This is a genomic window from Streptomyces sp. CB02980, from assembly GCF_014451325.2.
In the GTDB taxonomy this organism is placed as follows: Bacteria; Actinomycetota; Actinomycetes; order Streptomycetales; family Streptomycetaceae; genus Streptomyces.
Genome location: NZ_JACSCH020000028.1, coordinates 15,471 through 37,502, shown reverse-complemented (window position 1 = coordinate 37,502; position 22,032 = coordinate 15,471). Strand labels below are relative to the sequence as shown.

Annotated in this window: 20 protein-coding genes; 15 read left to right on the top strand and 5 right to left on the bottom strand. The window is 72.3% G+C overall.

Going from position 1 to position 22,032, the window contains the following annotated elements; genetic code table 11:
* Positions 1–12 precede the first annotated feature (12 nt).
* The 8 genes from E0F75_RS37265 (at position 13) to E0F75_RS37230 (ending at position 7,797) form a co-directional block, all read left to right on the top strand.
* Positions 13–534 carry a cupin domain-containing protein gene (locus E0F75_RS37265; RefSeq protein WP_229315416.1) on the top strand — a complete coding sequence of 174 codons (522 nt, stop codon included), beginning with the start codon at positions 13–15 and terminating at the stop codon, positions 532–534.
* Complete coding sequence (locus E0F75_RS37260) at positions 527–1,282, top strand: SDR family oxidoreductase (RefSeq protein WP_308189643.1); 756 nt, start codon at positions 527–529, stop codon at positions 1,280–1,282. The genes E0F75_RS37265 and E0F75_RS37260 overlap by 8 nt, the downstream gene beginning before the upstream one ends.
* Before the next feature lie 19 nt (positions 1,283–1,301).
* Positions 1,302–2,090: an SDR family oxidoreductase gene (locus tag E0F75_RS37255; RefSeq protein WP_229315415.1), complete on the top strand. Its 789-nt coding sequence runs from the start codon at positions 1,302–1,304 to the stop codon at positions 2,088–2,090.
* Positions 2,091–2,099: 9 nt separating this feature from the next.
* Positions 2,100–3,734 carry a thiamine pyrophosphate-binding protein gene (locus tag E0F75_RS37250; RefSeq protein ID WP_229315414.1) on the top strand — a complete coding sequence of 545 codons (1,635 nt, stop codon included), beginning with the start codon at positions 2,100–2,102 and terminating at the stop codon, positions 3,732–3,734.
* Between the two features lie 55 nt (positions 3,735–3,789).
* A complete protein-coding gene (locus E0F75_RS37245) occupies positions 3,790–4,725 on the top strand; it encodes a PDR/VanB family oxidoreductase (protein WP_229315413.1) in 936 nt (311 codons plus the stop codon).
* A gap of 27 nt (positions 4,726–4,752) precedes the next feature.
* Positions 4,753–4,977, top strand: a complete 225-nt coding sequence (locus E0F75_RS37240; protein ID WP_229315412.1) for a recombinase-like helix-turn-helix domain-containing protein — start codon at positions 4,753–4,755, stop codon at positions 4,975–4,977.
* 1 nt (position 4,978) lies between these two features.
* Positions 4,979–5,989: an aromatic ring-hydroxylating dioxygenase subunit alpha gene (locus E0F75_RS37235; RefSeq protein WP_229315411.1), complete on the top strand. Its 1,011-nt coding sequence runs from the start codon at positions 4,979–4,981 to the stop codon at positions 5,987–5,989.
* 212 nt (positions 5,990–6,201) lie between these two features.
* Positions 6,202–7,797 (top strand): alpha/beta hydrolase, encoded by a 1,596-nt coding sequence (locus tag E0F75_RS37230; protein WP_229315410.1) that lies wholly within the window; start codon positions 6,202–6,204, stop codon positions 7,795–7,797.
* Between the two features lie 75 nt (positions 7,798–7,872).
* Here the strand turns inward: E0F75_RS37230 and E0F75_RS37225 are convergent, their stop codons facing one another.
* Positions 7,873–9,255, bottom strand: a complete 1,383-nt coding sequence (locus tag E0F75_RS37225; RefSeq protein WP_229315409.1) for a glycoside hydrolase family 26 protein — start codon at positions 9,253–9,255, stop codon at positions 7,873–7,875.
* 109 nt (positions 9,256–9,364) lie between these two features.
* Positions 9,365–9,709 carry a MerR family transcriptional regulator gene (locus tag E0F75_RS37220; RefSeq protein WP_229315408.1) on the bottom strand — a complete coding sequence of 115 codons (345 nt, stop codon included), beginning with the start codon at positions 9,707–9,709 and terminating at the stop codon, positions 9,365–9,367.
* Between the two features lie 70 nt (positions 9,710–9,779).
* Between E0F75_RS37220 and E0F75_RS37215 the strand changes: the two genes are divergently transcribed.
* Positions 9,780–10,430 (top strand): flavodoxin family protein, encoded by a 651-nt coding sequence (locus E0F75_RS37215; protein WP_229315407.1) that lies wholly within the window; start codon positions 9,780–9,782, stop codon positions 10,428–10,430.
* 125 nt (positions 10,431–10,555) lie between these two features.
* On the opposite strand, the gene E0F75_RS37210 is transcribed toward E0F75_RS37215, so the two are convergent.
* Positions 10,556–10,897: a YkvA family protein gene (locus tag E0F75_RS37210; protein ID WP_229315406.1), complete on the bottom strand. Its 342-nt coding sequence runs from the start codon at positions 10,895–10,897 to the stop codon at positions 10,556–10,558.
* Between the two features lie 266 nt (positions 10,898–11,163).
* Here E0F75_RS37210 and E0F75_RS37205 point away from each other — a divergent pair, with 266 nt between their 5' ends.
* The 5 genes from E0F75_RS37205 (at position 11,164) to E0F75_RS37185 (ending at position 18,390) form a co-directional block, all read left to right on the top strand.
* Positions 11,164–12,672 carry an aldehyde dehydrogenase family protein gene (locus E0F75_RS37205; RefSeq protein ID WP_229315405.1) on the top strand — a complete coding sequence of 503 codons (1,509 nt, stop codon included), beginning with the start codon at positions 11,164–11,166 and terminating at the stop codon, positions 12,670–12,672.
* A complete protein-coding gene (locus E0F75_RS37200) occupies positions 12,669–14,195 on the top strand; it encodes a GMC family oxidoreductase (RefSeq protein WP_229315404.1) in 1,527 nt (508 codons plus the stop codon). The genes E0F75_RS37205 and E0F75_RS37200 overlap by 4 nt, the downstream gene beginning before the upstream one ends.
* On the top strand, positions 14,192–15,262 hold the full coding sequence (locus E0F75_RS37195; RefSeq protein ID WP_229315403.1) for a glycine betaine/L-proline ABC transporter ATP-binding protein: 1,071 nt from the start codon (positions 14,192–14,194) through the stop codon (positions 15,260–15,262). Before E0F75_RS37200 ends, E0F75_RS37195 begins: the two co-directional genes overlap by 4 nt.
* 178 nt (positions 15,263–15,440) lie before the next feature.
* Positions 15,441–17,414 (top strand): proline/glycine betaine ABC transporter permease, encoded by a 1,974-nt coding sequence (locus E0F75_RS37190; protein WP_229315402.1) that lies wholly within the window; start codon positions 15,441–15,443, stop codon positions 17,412–17,414.
* Position 17,415: 1 nt separating this feature from the next.
* A complete protein-coding gene (locus E0F75_RS37185) occupies positions 17,416–18,390 on the top strand; it encodes an ABC transporter substrate-binding protein (protein ID WP_229315401.1) in 975 nt (324 codons plus the stop codon).
* Between the two features lie 45 nt (positions 18,391–18,435).
* Here the strand turns inward: E0F75_RS37185 and E0F75_RS37180 are convergent, their stop codons facing one another.
* Both E0F75_RS37180 and E0F75_RS37175 read right to left on the bottom strand, forming a co-directional pair.
* Positions 18,436–19,662, bottom strand: coding sequence for a sodium:proton antiporter (locus E0F75_RS37180; protein WP_229315400.1), 1,227 nt, complete (start codon positions 19,660–19,662; stop codon positions 18,436–18,438).
* Positions 19,663–19,795: 133 nt separating this feature from the next.
* Entirely contained in the window at positions 19,796–20,851 is a 1,056-nt protein-coding gene (locus E0F75_RS37175; protein WP_229315399.1) for a GlxA family transcriptional regulator, read from the bottom strand.
* 127 nt (positions 20,852–20,978) lie between these two features.
* Between E0F75_RS37175 and E0F75_RS37170 the strand changes: the two genes are divergently transcribed.
* Positions 20,979–21,902: an NADP-dependent oxidoreductase gene (locus tag E0F75_RS37170; RefSeq protein ID WP_229315398.1), complete on the top strand. Its 924-nt coding sequence runs from the start codon at positions 20,979–20,981 to the stop codon at positions 21,900–21,902.
* The last annotated feature ends 130 nt before the right edge of the window (positions 21,903–22,032 follow it).

The following is a 22,032-nucleotide window of genomic DNA, read 5'->3' as shown; positions in this document are numbered from 1 at the left end:
GAGCTGTCCCTCATGCCTCTGACCACCACCGCGTACGACAACGGCGACGACCTCGCCGCGTACACCGACTCCCTCATCGCCTCCAAGGCCTCCCGGGTCGCCGACTTCGACACCCTCTCCTTCCAGGAGAAGGCCGGCCCGCAGTACCGCCGCGGCCAGATCCGCTACGTCGGTTCCGGCGCCACCGGCAACCACGAGGGCGACAGCCGCATCATCCCGTCCGGCGGCTTCACCTTCTCCAACATGCTGCTGCCGCCCGGCGCCGAGGGCCCGGCCCACACCCACCACGACGTCGAAGAGGCCTTCTTCGTCCTGGAGGGCGAGGTCAAGGTCGGCATCCACCGTGGCCCCGACGAGGTCGAGTACCGGACTCTCGGCTACCGCGACATGATCGTCGTCCCGGCCGGCGTGACCCGCTCCCTGAAGAACGAGGGGGACACCGACGCCCTCTTCTGCGTCGTCATCGGCACGCAGAAGCCGCAGGTCCCGACCTACCCCGAGTACTCGCCGATGCACGGCGTCACCCGTGGCTGACCTGCCCCCGGCCGACGCACGCACCGTCGTCGTCACCGGAGCGGGCCGTGGCCTGGGACTGGCCATGGCCCGCCGGGCGGGCGAGGACGGCTTCCGCGTCGTCGTCGCCGAACTGGAGCGGGAGCGGGGCGAGCGGGCGGCCGCCGAACTGCGCGCGGAGGGCATCGACGCCCGCTTCGTACGCTGCGACGTCGCCGACCAGGAGTCGGTGGCCGCGCTGGCGGCCGCCGTGCGGGCGATCGGCCCGCTGTACGGCCTGGTCAACAACGCGGCGCTCGCCAACGGCGTGGGCGGCAAGGAGTTCCAGGACATCGACATCGAGGTGTGGGACCGGCTGATGACGGTCAACGCCCGCGGCCCCTGGCTGGTCTCCAAGGCCCTCCACCCGCTCTTCGCGACACCGGGCCGGATCGTCAACATCGCCTCGGACGCCGCCCTCTACGGCTCCCCGCGCCTCGCCCACTACATCGCCTCCAAGGGAGCGGTCATCGCCCTCACCCGGGCCATGGCACGCGAACTCGGCGACAGGGGGATCACCGTCAACGCGGTCGCCCCCGGACTCACCGAGGGCGAGGCGACCGAGACCGTGCCCGCCGAGCGCCACGACCTCTACCGCGCGAACCGGGCCGTCTCCCGGCCGCAGCAGCCGGACGACCTCACCGGGATCGTCTCCTACCTGCTCGGCGAGGAGTCCCGCTATCTGACCGGACAGGTGATCGCCGTCAACGGCGGCTTCACCATGAACTGACAAGCAGGAGAAACCCGTTATGGATCTGGGCCTCGCCGACCGCACCATCGTGGTCACCGGCGGCAGCTCGGGCGTCGGCCTGGCCACGGTCCGCGCCCTGCTCGACGAAGGCGCCCGCGTCGCCACCTGCGGCCGTGACGCCGATCGTCTCGCCGAGGCGGCCGCCCGGCTCGGCGCCGGACGCGACCGCCTCCTCACCGGCGTCTGCGACGTCCGGGACGCCGACGCCGTGGACCGCTTCGTACGCGGCGCAGCCGACACGTTCGGCGGCGTCGACGGACTCGTGAACAACGCCGGACAGTCCCGCATGAAGGGGCTCGACGACTCGACGGCCGAGGACTGGCGCGACGAACTGGAGCTCAAGTTCGCCGGGGTACTGAACCCCCTGCGCGCCGCCCGCCCGTTCCTCGCCCGCTCCGGAGCGGCGAGCGTCGTCAACGTCAACGCGGTCCTCGCCAAGCAGCCCGAGCCCCGCCTGATCACCACCAGCGCCGCCCGCGCCGGCATCCTCAACCTCTCCAAGTCCCTGTCGGCCGAACTCGCCGCCGACGGCATCCGGGTCAACTCCGTGTGCCTCGGGCTCATCGACACCGGCCAGTGGACCCGCCGCCACGCCGCGGCCGCCACCGGCACGAGCTACGAGGACTGGCAGGCGGAACTGGCCGCCGACCGGGGCGTCGCCCTCGGCCGGCTCGGCCGGGCCGAGGAGGTCGCCTACGCGGTCGTCACCCTCCTCTCGCCCCGCGCCTCCTACATCACCGGCACCAGCATCGACGTCTGCGGCGGCGTCGGCCGCTCCATCCTCTGAGGAGACACCATGCGTCACGACAACGGAGGCGATCTCCTCGTCGCCGTCCTGCGCGAACTGGGAATCGACACCGTCTTCGGCATCGTCAGCGTGCACAACCTGCCGCTCGTCGAGGCCGTCGACCGCGAACTCCGCTTCGTACCCGTACGCCACGAGGCATCGGCCGTGAACGCCGCCGACGCCTACGGACGGGCCCGCGGCTCCCTCGGCTGCGCCCTGACCTCCACCGGAACGGGCGCCGGCAACGCCGCCGGATCGCTGATCGAGTCGCTGAGCGCCGGCAGCTCCGTCCTGCACGTCACCGGCCAGATCGAGAGCGAGTTCCTCGGCAGCGGACGGGGGTTCATCCACGAGACCAAGGACCAGCTCGGCATGCTCACCGCCGTGTCGGCCCACGCCGCGACGGTGCCGGACACCGAGACGGCGGGCCGCATCCTGCGCGAGGCGGCACGGGCGGCGCTCGGCGGGCCCGGCGGAACCGGCGGACCGGCCAGCGTGGAGTGGCCCATCGACCTCCAGTACGCGCCCCAGACCGACGACCCCGTCATCCCCGGGTGCCCTGCGGCACCCGCCCCCACGGACGGCGAACTCGCCGCCGCCGGCGCACTCCTGGCCACCGCCCGCCGCCCCCTCGTCTGGGCCGGCGGCGGCGCCACCGGAGCCCGCCCGGAACTGGCCCGGCTCCTTGCGGCGACCGGAGCGGGACTGCTCACCTCCAACTCCGGACGCGGCACGGTGCCCGAGGACCACGAGCAGGTCATCGGCAACTTCGCCACCACCCCCGCCGCCCGCGCCCTCCTCGCCGACGCGGACGTGCTCGTCACCGTCGGCACCCACTTCCGCTCCAACGAGACCGCCGACTACACCCTCGAACTGCCCCCGGCGCACATCCAGATCGACCTCGACGCGGCGGCGCTCGGCCGGGTCTACCCCGTCGCCCACCCGCTGCACGGCGCCGCCGCACCCACCCTCGCGGCCCTGACCCGGCACGCCACGCCCGCCGAGGACGGCTGGCGGGAACGCGTCCGCGCCGTCCGCGACGACGTACGGGCGACCCTGCACGACAGCATCGGACCGCAGGCCGCGATCTGCGACGCCCTGCGCGCCGCGCTGCCCCGCGAGGCCGTCGTCGCCCGCGACGTGACCATCCCCTCCAGCAGCTGGGGCAACCGGCTCCTCGAGATGTACGACCCGCGGGACAACGTCTTCCCGCGCGGAGGCGGCATCGGCCAGGGCCTCGGCATGGGCATCGGCGCGGCCCTCGGACGGCCCGACGCGCCCACCGTCGTCCTCGCCGGCGACGGCGGACTCGCCGTCCACCTCGGCGAACTGCTCACCCTCGCCCAGGAACGGCCCCGGCTCACCCTGATCGTCTTCAACGACGGCGGATACGGCGTGCTGCGCAACATGCAGGACCGCCACAGCGAACGCCGCTCCGGTGTCGACCTCGTCACCCCCGACTTCGAACTGCTCGCCCGCTCCTGCGGTCTGCCGTACCTGCGGATCGCCGCCGAGGAACACGCGGCGCCGGTCATCACCGAGGCCGTCGCCTCGGACGGGCCGACGCTCGTCGAGGTCGACCTCGCGTCCCTGGGCCCGATGAAGAACCCGTTCACCCCGCCCGTGCGGATCCCGGGCCGGTGATCCGGTCCCGACCCGCACCCGCACTGCCCGATCGCCGGTAAGGAGGCACCAGGCCATGAGCGAGCACCCGCTGCAGCTGATCGTCCACCGCATGACATGGGAGGCCGAGGGCGTACTGTCCGTCGAGCTCGCCCACCCCGACGGCAAACCCCTGCCCGCCTGGACGCCCGGCGCCCACGTCGACGTGCACGTCGGCGGCCGGATCCGCCAGTACAGCCTGTGCGGCGACCCGCGGGACCAGGGCGCCTACCGGATCGGCGTCCTCGACGAACCCTCCTCGCGCGGAGGTTCGCGCTTCGTCCACACCCAGCTCCGCCCCGGCCAGTCCGTGACGGTCTCCGAACCGCGCAACCACTTCGCCCTGGAGGACGCCGCCTCGTACGTCTTCGTCGCCGGCGGCATCGGCATCACCCCCCTGCTCGCGATGGCCCGCGAGGCCGCCCGCCGGGGCGCCGAGTGGCGCATGGTCTACGGCGGCCGCAGCCGCGCCTCGATGGCCTTCACCACCGAACTCGCCCTGCTCGACGGCGAGGTGACGCTCGTCCCGCAGGACGAGCTGGGCCACATCGACCTGGACGCGGTGCTGACCCGGCTGCCCGACGGCGCGCTCGTCTACTCGTGCGGCCCCGAACCCCTCCTCGCGGCCGTGGAGGAGCGCTGCCCGGAGGGCCGCCTCCGACTGGAGCGGTTCGCCGCCCCCACCGTCGAACGCACCGGAGACGACGAGGAGTTCGAGGTCGAGTGCCGCGCCTCGGGCCTGACGCTCCGGGTCGACGCGAACACCTCGATCCTCGACGCCGTCGAGAACGCCGGGATCGGCGTCGACAGCTCCTGCCGCGACGGCATCTGCGGCTCCTGCGAGACCAGGGTGCTCGACGGCACGCCCGACCACCGCGACTTCCTGCTCAGCGAGGCGGAGCAGACCGCCGGCGCCACCATGATGATCTGCGTCTCACGGTGCGCCTCCGGCCGGCTCGTCCTCGACCTCTGACCCCTCCCCGCCTGCTCAGGAGAGACCGTGACCGACACCTGGCCGTACCTGGACGTCCACCAGTCCCGTACGCACGAGCCCACGCCGTACGAGTACAAGCTCGCCGCCACCCTCGAAGAGGTCTTCACCCACGAGGGCCACGAACTGACCGACGTGGTGCGCGGACTCAACGCCCGCACGGTGCACACCGCCGACGGCACGCCGTGGACCGAGGAGTCCTTCCGCGCCGAGATGAACCGACTGGGAGCCTGACATGACGCTGTCGTCCACCGCCACCGCGGACCGCATCTACGCCACCGGTCTGCGCAACCAGTGGCACCCCGTCGTCCCCTCGCGCTTCGTCGCCCCCGGCGCCATGCGCAAGGTGACCGCGCTCGGTGAGCAGTGGCTGCTCTTCCGGCGCTCCGACGGAGCGCTCTCCATGCTCGCCGACCGCTGCCCGCACCGCGGAGCGCCCCTGTCGCTGGGCAAGCACCTCGGCGACCGGGTCGCCTGCTGGTACCACGGCGTCGAGGTCGGCACCGACGGCACGGTGACCTCGGTGCCGGGCCTGCCCGGCTGCAACCTGGAGGGCAAGAAGCTGGTCACCTCGCTGCCCGTACGCGAGGTCGGCGGCGCGATCCTCGCCTGGTTCGGCGACGAGGAACACCCCGAGCCGGCCGAACTGACGCTCCCCGACCCGCTGACGGATCCCGCCGTCGACGCGTTCCTCTGCTACGCCGAGTGGGACGCGCCCTGGCGGTACGCCGTGGAGAACCTGCTCGACCCCATGCACGGCGCCTTCCTCCACCACGAGTCGCACACCATGTCCGCCGGAGACACGACCGCCAAGTTCCGCATCCGCGAGACCGACCGCGGCTACTTCTTCGAGAAGACCGACCAGCGGGGCGTCAACTTCGACTGGGTCGAGCTGTGCCGCACCGGCGTCGACTGGGTCGACCTGTCCATCCCGTACCCGCCGTCCGCCGGCCCGGGCGGACCGTTCGGGATCGTGGGCATGGTCTGCCCCGTCGACGAGCAGCGCTCCGGTGTCTTCTTCTGGCGCTACCGCCGCGTCGAGGACTGGCAGCGCGCGAGCTGGCGCTTCCTGTACAAGACGCTGATCGAGAAGCGCCACTGGGAGGTCCTGGAGCAGGACCGCGTGATGCTGGAGGCCATGCCCGCCGACGCGGACCAGCGGGAGAACCTCTACCAGCACGACCTGGGAGTGGTACGGCTCCGCCGCCTGTACCGCGCGGAGGCCGAGGCACAGTCGTCGGCCTGACGTCACGGAGGCCTGACGTCACGGAGGCCTGACGTCAAGGAGGCGGACGCGAAAACCGCGGGTCGCGTTCTCCACCTCGGGAACCATTCCCCGGGGCGCGCTCCTCCTGTGGTCGGACGCGGTGATGGCCGGGGGAGGGATTTCGCACAACTGCCCGTTGCGCAAGGGTGCATGAGACGCATCATCCACCTCCCGCAAGGATCTGACTCACTGTGCGAAGCACACGCATAGCACCCCTCGTGGCCATCAGCGCGGTCGCGACCCTCGTGCCCGCTCTCACGCCCGCCGTCGCCTCCGCGGCCGAACCGGCCACCCGACGGACGGTCACCGCCGATCCCTTGAGGCAGTACACCCAGCAGACCCCGCGCTGGAAGCGCTGCGAGGCCGAGGCACCGGCGACCTACCAGTGCGCGACGCTCAAGGTGCCGCTCGACTACACCCGGCCGGACGGCAGGAAGCTCGACGTCGTCGTGTCCCGGGTCAAGGCGACCAGCCCCCAGAAGCGGCGCGGCGTCCTGCTGCTCAACCCCGGCGGCCCCGGCGGGCCGGGCCTGGACATGCCCCTGTGGATGGCCCCGGAACTGCCGACCGCGGTGAAGGAGCAGTACGACCTCATCGGCTTCGACCCCCGCGGCGTCGGCCAGAGCTCGCCCGTGAGCTGCGGCCTCAACGAGGACGAGCTGAACTGGCAGCGCCCGTACAAGGCCGCGACGTTCGCCAAGGACGTCCGGTGGGCGCGGACCGTCGCCGAGAAGTGCCGTGCGAAGGGCGGCGACGTCCTGCCCCACCTCACCACCCGCAACACCGCACGGGACATGGACGTCATCCGCGCCGTGCTCGGCGAGAAGAAGATCTCGTACCTGGGGTACTCCTACGGCACCTACCTGGGTGCCGTCTACACGCAGATGTTCCCGAAGCGGACCGACCGGTTCGTGCTGGACAGCGCGGTCGACCCGCAGCGGATCTGGCGCGGCATGATCCAGGTGTGGGCGGAGGGCGCGGAGCCCGCGTTCAAGCGCTGGACCGAGTGGACCGCCGAACGGCACACCACGTACGGGCTCGGCGACACCCCGGCCGCGGTCGGGAAGACCTTCTGGGACCTGGTCGCCCGGGCGGACCGCGAGCCGATCGACGTCCAGGGCACCCTCCTGACCGGCGACGACATCCGCGCGGGCCGGGCCGTGTTCTTCGATGTGAAGGGCGCCGCCGAGGCGCTCGTCGAGCTCAAGAAGGCCGCCGAGGGGACTCCCTCCCCGGCGCCGTCGAGGCGGAGCACCGCGCCCCGACACGTACCGCCGTCGTTCGCCCGCGCCGTGCCCTCGGACAACTCGGACGCGGCCTTCTGGGCCGTGGCGTGCGCCGACACCCGCGCGTGGCCGCACGACCCGGAGCAGTACCGCCGCGACGCGATCCGCGACAAGGCCCGGTACCCGCTGTACGGCGACTTCGCGTCGAACATCAAGCCGTGCGCGTTCTGGAAGAACGGGTCCGAGCCCGCCACGAAGGTGAACAACTCCGTCGGAGCGCTCATCCTCCAGAACGAATGGGACTCCCAGACGCCGCTGGTCAGCGGACAGGGGCTGCGCCGGACCATGAAGGGCTCCCGGATGGTCACCGTCCTCGGCGGCCAGGGCCACGGCATCTACGGCTCCAAGTCCTGCGCCGACAAGACCGCCACCGCCTACCTGACGACGGGCAGGCTGCCGGCCGCGGACGTGACCTGCCGGGCCACACCGGCCCAGGCACAGAACCGTCTCGACCTCCCGCTGCCGACGCCGCCGGGCTTCCCGGGGCTGCACCGCTCCTGACCGGCACGACGACCAGCCGGTGACAGGGGGCCCTCGCGCCACGAGGGCTTCCTGTCACCGGTGTTGGGCGGTCACTCAGTGGGCGTGGAGCGACCCCCAGTCGAAGTTCTGGCCGAGACCGGTTCCCGAACCGCCCGTGAGGACCTGGCCGGCGGCGTAGTACGTCGCCTTCACGTCGGCGTTGCCGTTGATGTCCGTCCGGGTCGTTCCGGAACCCCAGATGTTCCAGATCACCCACGGGCTGCGGGTCAGCGCGTTGCGCCCCGAGGCAGTGATCGGCATGTTCCACGTCTCCGCGAGCATCCGCGGCTTGGCGTAGTCGACGAGCCCCGTGTAGTACGTGTGCGTGAGGTCGGAGGCGGCGGAGTAGGGGTCGTAGTCGTCGACGCCGACCACGTCCACCACATCGGCCCCGGGGTAGTGGTTCCACGGCACGTCGTCGCCCTGCGGGTGCCAGGCGTTCGGCGACCAGACGAAGATCAGGTTGTGCAGGCCCTTCGTCTTCACGAGGTAGTCGTACGTGATCCGCCACAGCTTCTTGTAACTGGCCGGGGTCCTGCCTCCCCACCAGAACCAGCCGCCGTTCATCTCGTGGTACGGCCGCAGCAGGACGGGAACGTCGTACGCGGCGAAGTACGACAACGAGGCGGCGAGGAAGCCGAGGTCCGTCAGGAGGGCCTGGTACTCGGGCGTGTTCGACTCCCAGTCGACGACCCGGTCGAACCACGCCTGGTCGGTCGTGAGCGTCGCGACGGGATTGCCCGTGCTGCCGCCCGGGTGCTCACCCCGGACCTGGGTCAGCACCCGGCTCCAGTCCTTCGACGGGGAGCCGGGGTAGGGCTGGTGGAAGCTCATCCCGACGATCCCCGCCGCCGCCCCGCCGTTCGCGAGGGTGGCGCTCCCGCCGTCGGAACGGACCATGACGCCCGCCGGGTTGTACGTGCCGTCCGCCGCGCGCGGCAGGCCCTTCCACACTCCCGTCGCGACGTCCACGACGTCGTCCACGTACTGCCACTGGCGCCGGCCCGTCGGCAGCCCGAGCGGCCGGTTGTACGAGCGGTCCCCGTACGCCCCCCAGCCGTCGGTCGCGCCGTATCCCGGGCCGAGGTCGATCTCCAGGAAGCCGGGGAGCTTGCCGGTGATGTCCCGGGCCTTCTTGTAGTAGTAGCCGACGTGCGTGGTGCCGCCCGTGTCGCCGTAGGAGGCGTTGTACAGCTCCTGCTGGCCCTCGATGTGCTGGCCGATCACCGTCATCGGGCGGTTCCCGGACCGGGCGTCGTTCTCCAGCTTCACCAGATGCGCGTACACCGCACGGGAGTTGAGGGACGCGGCCGGGTCCCGGCCGGTCAGCGTGGGCGAGATCAGCGGCGCGGCGGCCGCGCTCCCCGCGGTGACGACCGGCAGGCCGCCGGCCGCGACCGCGGCGCCGAGAGCGGTGACGAACGTGCGCCTGCGCATGACCTGGTCCTCCGGGACAGAAGAAGCGTGGGGTCACTGATGCTATCCAGCGTCCGGACCGGGGCCGAGGGTGCGTCGGTCCGCCCTCCCCGCTCGACCCGGCGTGAGGTCACGAGCCGGCCAGGAGGCCGGCGAGGGTGCTGCGACGGCGGTGGAGGTCGTCGATACGGGCGTCGGTGGCCGCCAGTTCACGGAGCATCAGATTCCGGATGTCGGCGCACCAGTCGAAGGCCGTCCCGTCCTCGCCGGTGCACGGCAGGACGACCCGGATCACCTCGGTGGGGAGCCCGGCGGCAAGGAGGGCGCGGACCTTGCGGACGGTGGTCACCGCGTCCTCGTCGTACGCGCGGTAGCCGTTCGGGCCACGCCGTGCCTCCAGCAGCCCCTGCGCCTCGTAGTAGCGCAGCAGCCGGGTGCTCACCCCGGTGCGCCGGGACAACTCCCCGATCATCATGCGTGCTCCGCCTTCCGCCCCGTCTGGACCGTTTGACCTTGACATCAGTGTCAACGGTTAGCGTCGAGCCATGACGAATCATTCCCCGCGTCCCGCGGACCGCTCCTTCCTGTTCGTGCTCGGCAGCTCGCGCGCCGACGGCAACACCGAGATACTCGCCAGGGCCGCCGCCGACGCGCTGCCCGCAGACGTCCCGCAGCGATGGATCGACCTGAACGCGCTGCCGTTGCCGGACTTCCAGGACGGCCGCCACGAGGAGGGCGACTGGCCGGTCTCGGAGGCCGAACGGACACTGCGGGAGGCCACGATGGAGGCCACCGACATCGTGATCGCCTCACCGCTGTACTGGTACACCCTCTCCGCCCAGACGAAGCGCTACCTCGACTACTGGTCGGGCTGGCTCGGCGTTCCCGGCCTGGACTTCAAGAAGCGGATGGCGGGACGGACCCTGTGGGCGGTGGCGGCCATGGCGGACGAGGACGAGGCCGTCGCCGACGGAATGGCCACCACCCTCAACAACACGGCGGCGTACCTGCGGATGCGCTTCGGCGGAGTCCTCCTCGGCAACGGCTCCCGCCCCGGCCAGGTGCGCGGCGACGAGCGTGCGATGGTCCGGGCGACGACGTACTTCGAGGGGGAGACCCCCCTGGCGCTGTTCCCGCACGAGAAGCGGGCGGGGCGTGAGGAGCGAGTGGCGGAGACCGTCGGCGCGACGGCCTGACCGTCGCAGGCTACGGAGCGGCGGGGCTGACGCATCCGGACACGGTGGTTACGCCGTGTGACGAACGACTCGGCCGAGAGGCGCCTGACGGGCGGAAGTCCAGGTCGGGCGCCTCAGTGCTGTCCTCAAGGACGCGGCGGCACCTTGCTCGCCCCACTGAGCGGGGCGTCCGGGCCCGTGGGCAGGCCCCCGGGGGTCGCCCTGCTCCTGGCGACCGCCGTGTGCAGCGCCCGCAGGGCGATCAGGAGGACGCCGATGTCGTCCAGGTAGACGGGGTCCGGAATCAGGTCGACCGGCGAGACCGTGTAGACCACCGCCGCCCAGAACAGGGCCTTGGACTGCAGCGGCACACCGGCGTCCACGAGGAGCCGGCGGGTCCGGAGGACACGTACGAGCAGAACGGCCGCGAATCCGGCCACCACGAGCAGGAGCACCAGGGCCACGATGAGCCAGAGGTTGCCGTCCACGCTGCTCTCCTTCCTCCGTGAGGTTCCCGCCGCGCCGATGTGCGCAGGTTGTCAGGGTACGACGCCGGGCCCGGTGCCCGGCGTGATCGGCCGAGGCCGCCGACGTACCGGCCAACCTGCGGTATGCCCTGTTTAGGCCTACTTGAAGCGTGACTCAGAACACTCTCCGCAACGCATCGCGCATGGATCCGGGAACCCAGGGCAGGCGGCCGAACCGCCGGTGACACCGGCAGGGGGACTCAGAGGAACGAAAGGCCATACGCGACGTGACCGCAGCACAACAGACCATCCATGTGGGCGGAGAGTGGCGCGCAGCCCTGTCCGGGGCCACGCGCGAGATCATCGACCCCGTCGACGCGACCGCCTTCGCGGTCGTCGCGGAGGGCGGTGTCCAGGACACCGACGACGCCGTGGCCGCGGCACGAGCCGCGTTCGACGACGGTTCCTGGCCGCGTACGCCCGTCGCCGAGCGCGCCGCCCTGCTGCGGCGGGTCGCCGACCTCCTGGAGCGCGACCGCGAGCGGATCGGCGCCCTGGAGAGCCAGGACGCGGGCAAGACCCTCGAGGAGGGCCGCGTCGACGTCGACTGCGTCCGCGACGCCTTCCTCTACTTCGCCGACCTCGTCGAGAAGGAGGACGGCGGACGGATCGTCGACGCCGGCTCGGACGACATCCGCAGCGTCGTCGTGCACGAGCCCGTCGGGGTGTGCGCCCTGATCACGCCGTGGAACTACCCGCTGCTCCAGGCCAGCTGGAAGATCGCGCCCGCCCTCGCCGCCGGCAACACGTTCGTGATCAAGCCCAGCGAGATCACCCCGCTGAGCACCGTCGTGCTGGTCGAGCTCCTCCTGGAGGCCGGACTGCCGCTCGGCGCGGCCAACATCGTCACCGGCCCCGGCCACACCGTCGGCGCCCGGCTCGCCGAGCACCCCGACGTCGACCTGGTCTCCTTCACCGGCGGTCTCGTCAGCGGCACGAAGGTCGCCAGGGCCGCCGCCGACAGTGTGAAGAAGGTCGCCCTCGAACTGGGCGGCAAGAACCCCAACGTCGTGTTCGCCGACGCCTGCTCGACACCCGAGGACTTCGACACCGCCGTCGACCAGGCGCTCAACGCCGCCTTCATCCACAGCGGCCAGGTCTGCTCCGCCGGCTCCCGCCTCATCGTCGAGGAGCCGCTGCGCAAGCGCTTCGTCGCCGAGCTCGCCCGCCGGGCCGAACTGATCCGGCTCGGCCGCGGCACCGACGAGGGCGTCGAGTGTGGCCCGCTGGTCTCCGCCGCCCAGGTGGCGAGGACCGAGGAGTACGTGGCCTCCGCCCTCAGCGAGGGCGCGGTGCTGCGCGCGGGCGGCGAGCGCCCCGCCGGCCCCGGCTACTTCTACCGGCCCACCGTCCTCGACCGGTGCCACCGCCGCATGCGCGTGGTCCGCGAGGAGATCTTCGGCCCCGTCCTCACCGTGGAGACCTTCCGCACCGAGGAGGAGGCCGTCGCCCTCGCCAACGACACCGAGTACGGCCTCGCCGGAGCGGTGTGGACCTCCGACCCGGACCGCGCCCGGCGGGTCGCGGCCCGGCTGCGCCACGGCACCGTCTGGATCAACGACTTCCACCCCTACCTGCCCCAGGCGGAATGGGGCGGCTTCGGCAAGTCCGGCATCGGCCGCGAACTGGGCCCCAGCGGCCTCGCCGAGTACCGCGAGGCCAAGCACATCTACCAGAACCTCGCTCCACGCCCCGTGCGCTGGTTCGCGGGCACGACGGCGAAGGACCAGGCATGAACGACCAGCACCTGTACGACTACGTCGTCGTCGGCGGCGGCACCGCCGGTTCGGTGATCGCCTCCCGGCTGACCGAGAACCCGGACGTCACCGTCGCCGTGATCGAGGGCGGCCCCAGCGACGTCGGCCGCGACGACGTCCTCACCCTGCGCCGCTGGATGGGCCTGCTCGGCGGCGAGCTGGACTACGACTACCCCACCACCGAGCAGCCGCGCGGCAACTCGTACATCCGCCACAGCCGCGCGCGGGTCCTCGGCGGCTGCTCCTCGCACAACACCCTCATCGCGTTCAAGCCGCTGCCCTCCGACTGGGACGAGTGGGCCGAGGCCGGCGCCGAGGGCTGGGACGCGGCGGCGATGGATCCGTACTTCGCCCGGCTGCGCAACAACATCGTCCCCGTCGACGAGGCCGACCGGAACGCGATAGCCCGGGACTTCGTCGACGCGGCGCAGACCGCGCTCGGCGTCCCGCGCGTCGAGGGCTTCAACCGGCAGCCCTTCCACGAGGGCGTCGGCTTCTTCGACCTCGCCTACCACCCCGAGAACAACAAGCGGTCGTCCGCCTCGGTCGCCTATCTGCACCCGTTCCTGGACCGGCCGAACCTGCACATCGCCCTGGAGACCTGGGCGTTCCGCCTCGAACTCGAAGGCACCCGCGCCACCGGCGTGCACATCCGCACCAAGGAGGGCGAAGAGCACGTCGTACGCGCCCGGCGCGAGGTCCTGGTGTGCGCGGGGGCCGTGGACACCCCGCGCCTGCTGCTGCACTCCGGCATCGGCCCGCGTGCGGACCTGGAGAAGCTCGGCATCCCCGTCGTCCACGACCTGCCCGGTGTGGGGGAGAACCTCCTCGACCACCCCGAGTCGGTCATCGTGTGGGAGACGCACGGCCCCATCCCGGAGAACTCCGCGATGGACTCCGACGCCGGGCTCTTCGTCCGCCGCGACCCGGAGTCCGAGGGGCCGGACCTGATGTTCCACTTCTACCAGATCCCCTTCACCGACAACCCCGAGCGGATCGGCTACGAACGGCCCCCGCACGGCGTGTCCATGACCCCGAACATCCCCAAGCCGCGCAGCCGCGGCCGGCTCTACCTCACGAGCGCCGACCCCGAGGTCAAGCCCGCGCTCGACTTCCGGTACTTCACCGACGAGGACGACTACGACGGCCGGACGCTCGTCGACGGCATCCGCATCGCCCGGCAGATCGCGGCGAGCGAACCACTGGCCGGATGGCTGAAGCGCGAGGTGTGCCCGGGACCCGAGGTCACCTCTGACGAGGAGCTCAGCGCGTACGCCCGCCACGTCGCGCACACCGTCTACCACCCGGCCGGCACCTGCCGGATGGGCTCCGCCGACGACGAACTCGCCGTCGTCGCACCCGATCTGAGGATCCGGGGCCTCGACGGCATCCGGATCGCCGACGCGTCCGTCTTCCCGACCATGACCGCCGTCAACCCGATGATCGGCGTCCTCATGGTCGGCGAGAAATGCGTGGACCTGCTGGGAGGCACCCGACGATGAACGACCCGACGCAGGACACCGCCGAACCCGTCTTCTCCGTACGCGAGCTGTGGAAGGTCTTCGGTCCGAAGGCCGACCGCGTGCCCGCGGACAAGGAGCTCGCCCCGCTCGACGCCACGGAGCTGCGCGAGCGCACCGGCTGCACCGCCGCCGTCCGGGACGTCTCCTTCGACGTCCGCAAGGGCGAGGTCTTCGTCGTCATGGGCCTCTCCGGCTCGGGCAAGTCGACCCTCGTCCGCTGTCTCACCCGGCTCATCGAACCGACCTCGGGCACCCTCTCCATCGACGGCGAGGACGTGCTGTCCATGGACGCCGGCCGGCTCCGCGAGCTGCGCCGGCACCGGGCGGCCATGGTCTTCCAGCATTTCGGACTGCTCCCGCACCGGACGGTGCTCGACAACGTCGCGTACGGGCTCGAGATCCAGGGCCTGGGACGTGCCGAACGGCGCGAGCGTGCCGCCGAGTTCGTCACCAAGGTCGGCCTGGAGGGCATGGAGCACCGCAGGCCGAGCCAGTTGTCCGGCGGCCAGCAGCAGCGGGTCGGACTGGCCCGCGCGCTCGCCGTGGACCCCGAAGTCCTGCTGTTCGACGAGCCGTTCAGCGCGCTCGACCCGCTCATCCGCCGGGACATGCAGGAGGAGGTCGTCCGTCTGCACCGGGAGGAGGGCCGCACGATGGTCTTCATCACCCACGACCTGAGCGAGGCGCTGAAGCTCGGCGACCGCATCGCGCTGATGCGCGACGGCCGGATCGTGCAGCTCGGCACTCCGGAGGAGATCGTCGGCACCCCCGCCGACGACTACGTCAGGGACTTCGTCCGGGACGTGCCGCGCGAGCAGGTGCTGACCGTCCGCTCGGCGATGCGCCCCGCGCTCGCCGACGAGCGCGAGGCCGGCCCCGCGCTCGCCCCGAGCGCCACCGTCCACGAGGCCATCGAGGCCGTCGCCCGTACGGGCGTCAACGTGCGGGTCGTCGAGAACGGCCGCTGCCTCGGAGTGGTCGACCACGCGGGACTCCTCGGTGTCGTCGCCGGAGTCCCGGCCGCGACGGGGAAGGCGGTGGCCTGATGTACGCCCATACGACCTGGCCGCCGCCGGGCGGTACGACGGCTGCCGTGATCCGGCCGGCGGCCGACGGCGCCACCGGTATCGCGACCCGAATGTGGAGTGGCGGCACGACCGGTGCCCCGAACCGGGTGCCGCGGCGCGCCGCGACCACCCTCGATGCCATGGGGCGGTGCGGCCGATGACCGCCACCGTCACCCCCGCTCCTCCCCGCCCGACGACCCCCTCCGACGCCGCGCCCGGTGCGCTGCGCGCGCTCGCGCGCCACCGCGGCCGGCTGATCGGCGCCGGCGCGGCCGTCGCCCTCGTCCTCGGAGCCGTGCTCCTGGGCGGCGGAAGCTGGCCGGCGTCGCTCGCCGTCGACCTGTCCGGGCCGCTGGAGCGCACCAGCGACTGGATCATCGACAACCGCGACGGCCACCCGCTGTTCCTCTACTTCCTCGGGCACGTCAGCAACGTCGTGGTCGTGTCCGTCCGCGCGGTGTACCTGCTGCTGCTCGCCCTCGGTTGGGCCGGCGTCACCGCCGCCGCCGGGCTGCTGGCCTGGCGGGTCGCGGGCCTCCGCCTCGCGCTGACCTCCGTCGCCGCCTTCGGCGCCTGCGGACTGCTCGGCATGTGGGTCCCCACCATGCAGACGCTCGCCCTGATGGTCGTCGCCGTCGCCGCGTCCGTACTGCTCGGCGGTCTCCTCGGCCTGGCCGCCGGCCTGTCGGACCGCATGGACAGGATCCTGCGGCCGGTCCTCGACACCATGCAGGTGCTGCCCGCCTTCGCGTACCTCCTGCCCGTCGTCCTCGTCTTCGGCATCGGCGTCCCCGCGGCCGTCCTCGCGACCGTCGTCTACGCCGCCCCGCCCATGGCCCGGCTCACCGCGCTCGGGCTGCGCGGCGCGGACGCGGGCGTCATGGAGGCCGCCGCGTCCCTCGGCGCCACCGGCAGGCAGCGACTGCTGACGGCCCGGCTGCCGCTGGCCCGCAAGGAGCTCCTGCTCGGCGTCAACCAGTCGATCATGATGGCGCTCGGCATGGCCGTCATCGCGTCCGTCATCGGCGCGGGCGGTCTCGGCGACCGCGTCTACCAGGCCCTGGCCTCCGTCGACGTCGGTGCCGCGCTCGCCGCCGGTGTGCCGATCGTGCTCCTCGCCATCGTCCTGGACCGGGTCACCGCCGCGGCCGGCGAGCGGATCGGTACGCCGCCGGCCCGCCGGGCCCGCCTGGGCTGGGCCGTCGCCCTCGTGGCGACCGCCGTCGTCGCCGTCGCGGGCCGGCTGACCGACCGCCTCGGCTGGCCCGACGCGTGGACGCTCGACATGGCCGAGCCCGTCAACACGGCCGTCGACTGGATGACCGCCCACCTCTACTCCGGAGTGCCCCTCGTCGGCGGCACCGCCGACTGGGCGGGCCGGTTCACCACCTGGGTCCTCAACCCCCTGCGCGACGGCCTCCAGTGGCTGCCCTGGTGGTCGGTCCTGCTGACCGTCGGCGCCCTCGCCCTCCTCATCGGCACCTGGCGCACCGCCCTGACCGCCGTCCTCGCGATGGCGGCGATCGGGGTGCTGGGCGTCTGGGCCCCGGCGCTCGACACCCTGTCGCAGGTCCTGGCCGCCGTCGCCGTGACACTGGTGCTCGGCGTCGCGCTGGGGGTCGCCGCGGCCCGCAGCACGCGGCTCGGACGCGCACTGCGCCCGGTGCTCGACGTCTTCCAGACCATGCCGCAGTTCGTGTACCTGATTCCCGTGGTCGCCCTCTTCGGCGTGGGCCGCGCCCCGGCGGTCGCCGCCGCCGTGGTCTACGCGCTGCCCGCCGTCGTACGGATCACGGCCCAGGGCGTACGCGGGGTCGACCCGGCCGCCATGGAGTCCTCGCGCTCGCTCGGCGCGACCGGACGGCAGCAGCTGTTCCAGGTCCAACTGCCGCTGGCACGCCCCGCGCTGCTGCTCGCCGTCAACCAGGGCGTGGTGCTGGTCCTCGCCGTCGTCGTCATCGGCGGCCTCGTGGGCGGAGGCGCGCTCGGCTACGACGCGGTGTTCGGTCTCGCCCAGGGCGACCTGGCCACCGGTCTGGTCGCCGGCGCGGCGATCGTCTGCCTCGGTCTGATGCTCGACCGCGTCACCCAGCCGACGCAGCGCCGCGACCTCGCCGGAAAGGGGGCCTGAGATGGCTCGCACACGTATCGCACTCGGCGGCTCCGCACTCGTGACCGCCGCTGCCCTGGCGGCGGGCCTCACGGGCTGCGGCGCCGCCGACATGACCCGCCAGTCCTCCCCGTACGCCGATGCGAAGGGCTCCCGTACCGTCACGCTCTCCGTGCAGTCGTGGGTGGGCGCGCAGGCCAACGTCGCCGTCGCCCAGTACCTTCTCGAGCACAAGCTCGGCTACCGGGTGGACACCGTCCAGATCGACGAGGTACCCGCCTGGGACGCACTCAGCCAGGGCCGGGTGGACGCCATCCTGGAGGACTGGGGCCACCCGGAGCAGGAGAAGCGGTACATCGACGACAAGGGCACGATCAGGCGCGGCGGCGATCTCGGGGTGACCGGCCACATCGGCTGGTTCGTGCCGACGTACTTCGCCGAGCGGCACCCCGACGTCACCGACTGGAGGAACCTCGACAAGTACGCCGACGAGTTCCGCACCGCGGAGAGCGGCGGCAAGGGCCAGCTCCTCGACGGCTCCCCGTCGTACGTGACGAACGACAAGGCGCTGGTGAACAACCTGGACCTCGACTACGAGGTCGTGTTCGCGGGCTCGGAGGCGGCGCAGATCACGCAGATCAAGCAGTTCGCCAAGGAGAAGAAGCCCTTCCTGAGCTACTGGTACAAGCCCCAGTGGCTGTTCGAGAAGGTCCCGATGACGGAGGTGAAGCTGCCCGCCTACCAGGAGGGCTGCGACGCCGACCCGGAGAAGGTGGCCTGCGCGTACCCGCACACGCCCCTGCAGAAGTTCCTCAACGCCGGCTTCGCGGACGGCGGAGGCGACGCGGCCGCCTTCCTGAAGAGGTTCCGCTGGACGACCGGCATGCAGAACGACGTCGCCCTGATGATCGCGGACCAGAAGCTGTCGCCGCAGGAGGCGGCGGGCCGCTGGGTGAAGGAGAACGAGGCCACCTGGCGGACGTGGCTCCCGTCCTGACCGGGTGCGGCGGGCCGGACGTGAACGCCGGCCCGCCGCCCACCCTCATCCCCGGACCCGGGGTTCCGACGAGGTGCGCCGCCCCCGGGCGTACCGGCGGCCGAGGGGCTCGGCGCTCAGGCCGTGCAGCACGATGCTGACCATGACGGTGATCACCATCACCCGCGAGATGAAGTCACCGCCACCGGCGGCGGGCAGTTCGATCGCGGCAAGGAGGCCGAAGACCACCGAGGCCACTCCTCTGGGCCCCATCCACCCCAGGAACAGCCTGTCGGACAGGGACAGATCCGTACCGACGAGGGCGAGCATCACGGGCAACAGGCGTACCAGGGTGCAGGCGAGGACGGCGTAGAGCACGACGGACAGGTGGAAGCCGTCCCAGAACTCGTCGCTGACCAACTGGCCGAAGAGGAACCACAGGGCGAGTGTCGACAGGGTGACCAGATCGTCCGTCATCCGCACGGTGCCCTCGGGGAGATGCCGCATCGCCGGGGCGACGCAGACGCCGGCGACGAACGAGGCGACGAAGCCGTTGCCGCCCAGGAAAACGGACAGGGAGTACGCGGCGAGGGGCACGCTCAGCACCGCGAGTCTCGCCGCGGCGGGCAGCGTCCAGCCCTTCGCCCAGGACCGGCGCAGCAGCCATCCGGCCAGGTAGCCGACGAGCGATCCGGCTCCGACGGCCCAGCCCGCCGCACCGACGGCGTCGAGGAGCGCCTCGGCGTAGTCGGAGCCCACCGTGTGGTACTCGGCGGCGGTGGCGACGCAGATCAGGAACACCGGCGAGACGATTCCGTCGCTGAGGCCGCCCTCGACGTTGAGCACCTCCCGGAGGCGCGCCGGGATGCGTTCGTCCCGCACGAGGGCCGCGGCGGGCGCCAGATCGAGTGGGACGACGACCGTCGCCAGGGTCGCGAGCACCCATCCGGGCCGGTCGGGGAAGAAGGCGAGCGCGGCCAGGAAGGCGGCACCCAGGGTCAGCGGCAACGCGCCGCCCAGGAGACGGGCGACGACTCTCCTCTCCCGTCGGATGCCTCCTGCCGGAACCTCGGTCGCGTCCACGAAGAGCAGCAGGGCGAGGACGACCTCCACCGCGCGTTCGAAGCCGGCCAGGTCGCCGAAGTCGAAGACGAACGGCGGGTCCGAGCCGCTGGTGAGGGCGATGCCCGCCACCATCATGGCGATCGGTGCGGTGATGCTCCACAGCGCGAGCCGGCGCGACAGGACGCACCAGGTGAACAGAATGCCCGCGACGACGGTGACGGCAAGCAAGACATCCGTGCTTTCGGGGAGGCTCGGTCCCGGCGGGTTCGTCCCGGCGTTGCAGCGTAAGGCGCATGCCGCGCCGTCCCGTGACAGCACGCCGACGGCGTCCCTCCTGGGGCGGTGTCCCACCGGAAACCGGTCAGGCGGACGGTTCCCTCTCCTGTCCGTGTCCCGGGAGGACGCCGGTGCCGAACGCGCGGCGGTAGGCGGCGGGGGAGACGCCGAAGGCCGTACGCATGTGTGCGCGCAGGGAGTTCCCGGAGCCGAGGCCGGCGCGGTGGGCGACGAGGTCGATCGGAAGGTCGGTCGTCTCCAGGAGCTGCCTGGCCAGTTCGAGTCGTTGTGCCGTGAGCCACTGCACCGGGGTCACCCCGACCTCGTCGCGGAACCGCCGGGTGAAGGACCGCAGACTCATCCGGGCGTGCTCGGCGAGCCGGGCCAGGGTGAGGGGCTCGGCGAGGTGCTCCAGGGCCCAGGCGCGGGTGGCGGTGGTGCTGGCCAGGGTGGGCTCCGGCACGGGCCGGTCGATGAACTGGGCCTGCCCGCCGTCCCGCCAGGGAGGCACCACACACATGCGGGCGGCGCGGTTGGCCACCGAGGCACCGTGGTCGCGGCGGATCATGTACAGGCACAGGTCGACCCCCGCGGCCACGCCCGCGGACGTCAGCACGTCGCCGTCGTCGACGAAGAGCACGTCCTCGTCCACCTTGACCCGGGGGTAGGCCCTGCGGAACTCCGGGGCCAGGTTCCAGTGAGTGGTGGCAGGCCGGCCGTCGAGGAGCCCGGCGGCGGCGAGCACATACGACCCGGTGCAGATGGACACCAGTCGGGTGCCTGGCCGGATGCCGTCGATGGCCGCGGCGACCTCGGGCGGCAGCGGGCCGCCACGGCCGAGCTCGGGCATGGCGTGCGTGGGCGGGAGGACCACGGTGTCGGCGGCGGCGAGCGCCTCGGGACCGGCCGAGGGCTGCACGATGAACCCGGCGTCGCTGAGGACCGGGGCACCGTCCGCCGTACAGATCGTGACCTCGTACAAGGGACGGCCGTCGGCGTCCTCGGCGCTGCCGAAGACCCGGGAGGGGATGCCGAGCTCGAACGGAGGCACGCCGGGCAGTGCGAGGACGGCGACCCGGTGCGGTGGCGTCGGCGCCACTTCCCGCGCGGTCCCCCTCGTCGGTTCTGCTGTTCCACCCATGGCCAGATCCTGTCACATGCTGGCCAAACGGCCAACACCGCATGGGACCGCGGTACCGGATCGTGGACGCATCGCCGCCGGAACGGTCCGGGGGCACCCCGATCGAGACGGAAACGAGGCGGACAGCATGCGTGCGGTGGTCGTGGAGCAGTGGGGCGGACCCGAGAACCTGGTCGAGCGCGAGGTGGAGCGCCCTGAGCCCGGCCTGGGCGAGGTCCTGGTGCGGGTCCACGCGGCCGGAGTGAACCCCGTGGACTGGAAGACCCGTGCCGGCGGGGCCCTCATCGAGTGGGGCGCCGTCCCGGCCGTCGGGTGGGACGTGTCGGGCACGGTGGAGGCCGTCGGCCCCGGTGTGGGGATCTTCCGTCCCGGCGACGAGGTCTTCGGCATGCCGCTCTTCCCCCGGCAGGCCGGCGGGTACGCCGAGTACGTGGTGGCCCCGGCACGGCACCTCGCCCCCAAGCCGGCCTCCCTGACCCACGTGGAGGCCGCGGCGCTGCCGCTCGCGGCGCTCACCGCCTGGCAGGCCCTCGTCGACGCGGCGGACGTCCGCCCCGGAGAGCGGGTGCTTGTGCACGCGGCGGCCGGAGGAGTGGGGCACCTCGCCGTGCAGATCGCCAAGGCCCGCGGGGCGTACGTCATCGGCACGGCGAGCGCGGGCAAGCACGACCTGGTGCGCGAGCTGGGCGCGGACGAGGTGGTCGACTACCGTGCGACCCGCTTCGAGGACGTCGTCTCGGACGTGGACGTGGTCCTGGACGGCATCGGGGGAGAGACGGCGGAACGCTCCCTGAAGGTGCTCCGTGACGGGGGCAGGCTGATCACCCTGCCGGGCCCGGACGACGTACCCGCCGCGCAGGACGGGATACGGGCGGCCTGGGTCCTGGTGGAGCCCGACCACCTCGGCCTGCGCGAGATCGCGGCCCTGGTGGAAGGCGGGCGGCTCAGGCCGGTGGTCGAGGTCGTCGTGCCGCTCGCCGAGGCGGCGAAGGCCCACACGATCGGCGAACTGGGCCGCACCACGGGCAAGATCGTCCTGGCGGTCGTCTGAGTCACGGGCAATCCCTCTGACGGTCCTCCGAGCCGTGGGCGGGATTGCTCTGACGGTCCTCTGAGCCATGGGCAGGATCGCCCTGACAGTCCTCTGAGCCGTGGGCCGCGGCCGGCAGTTCCGCACCGGC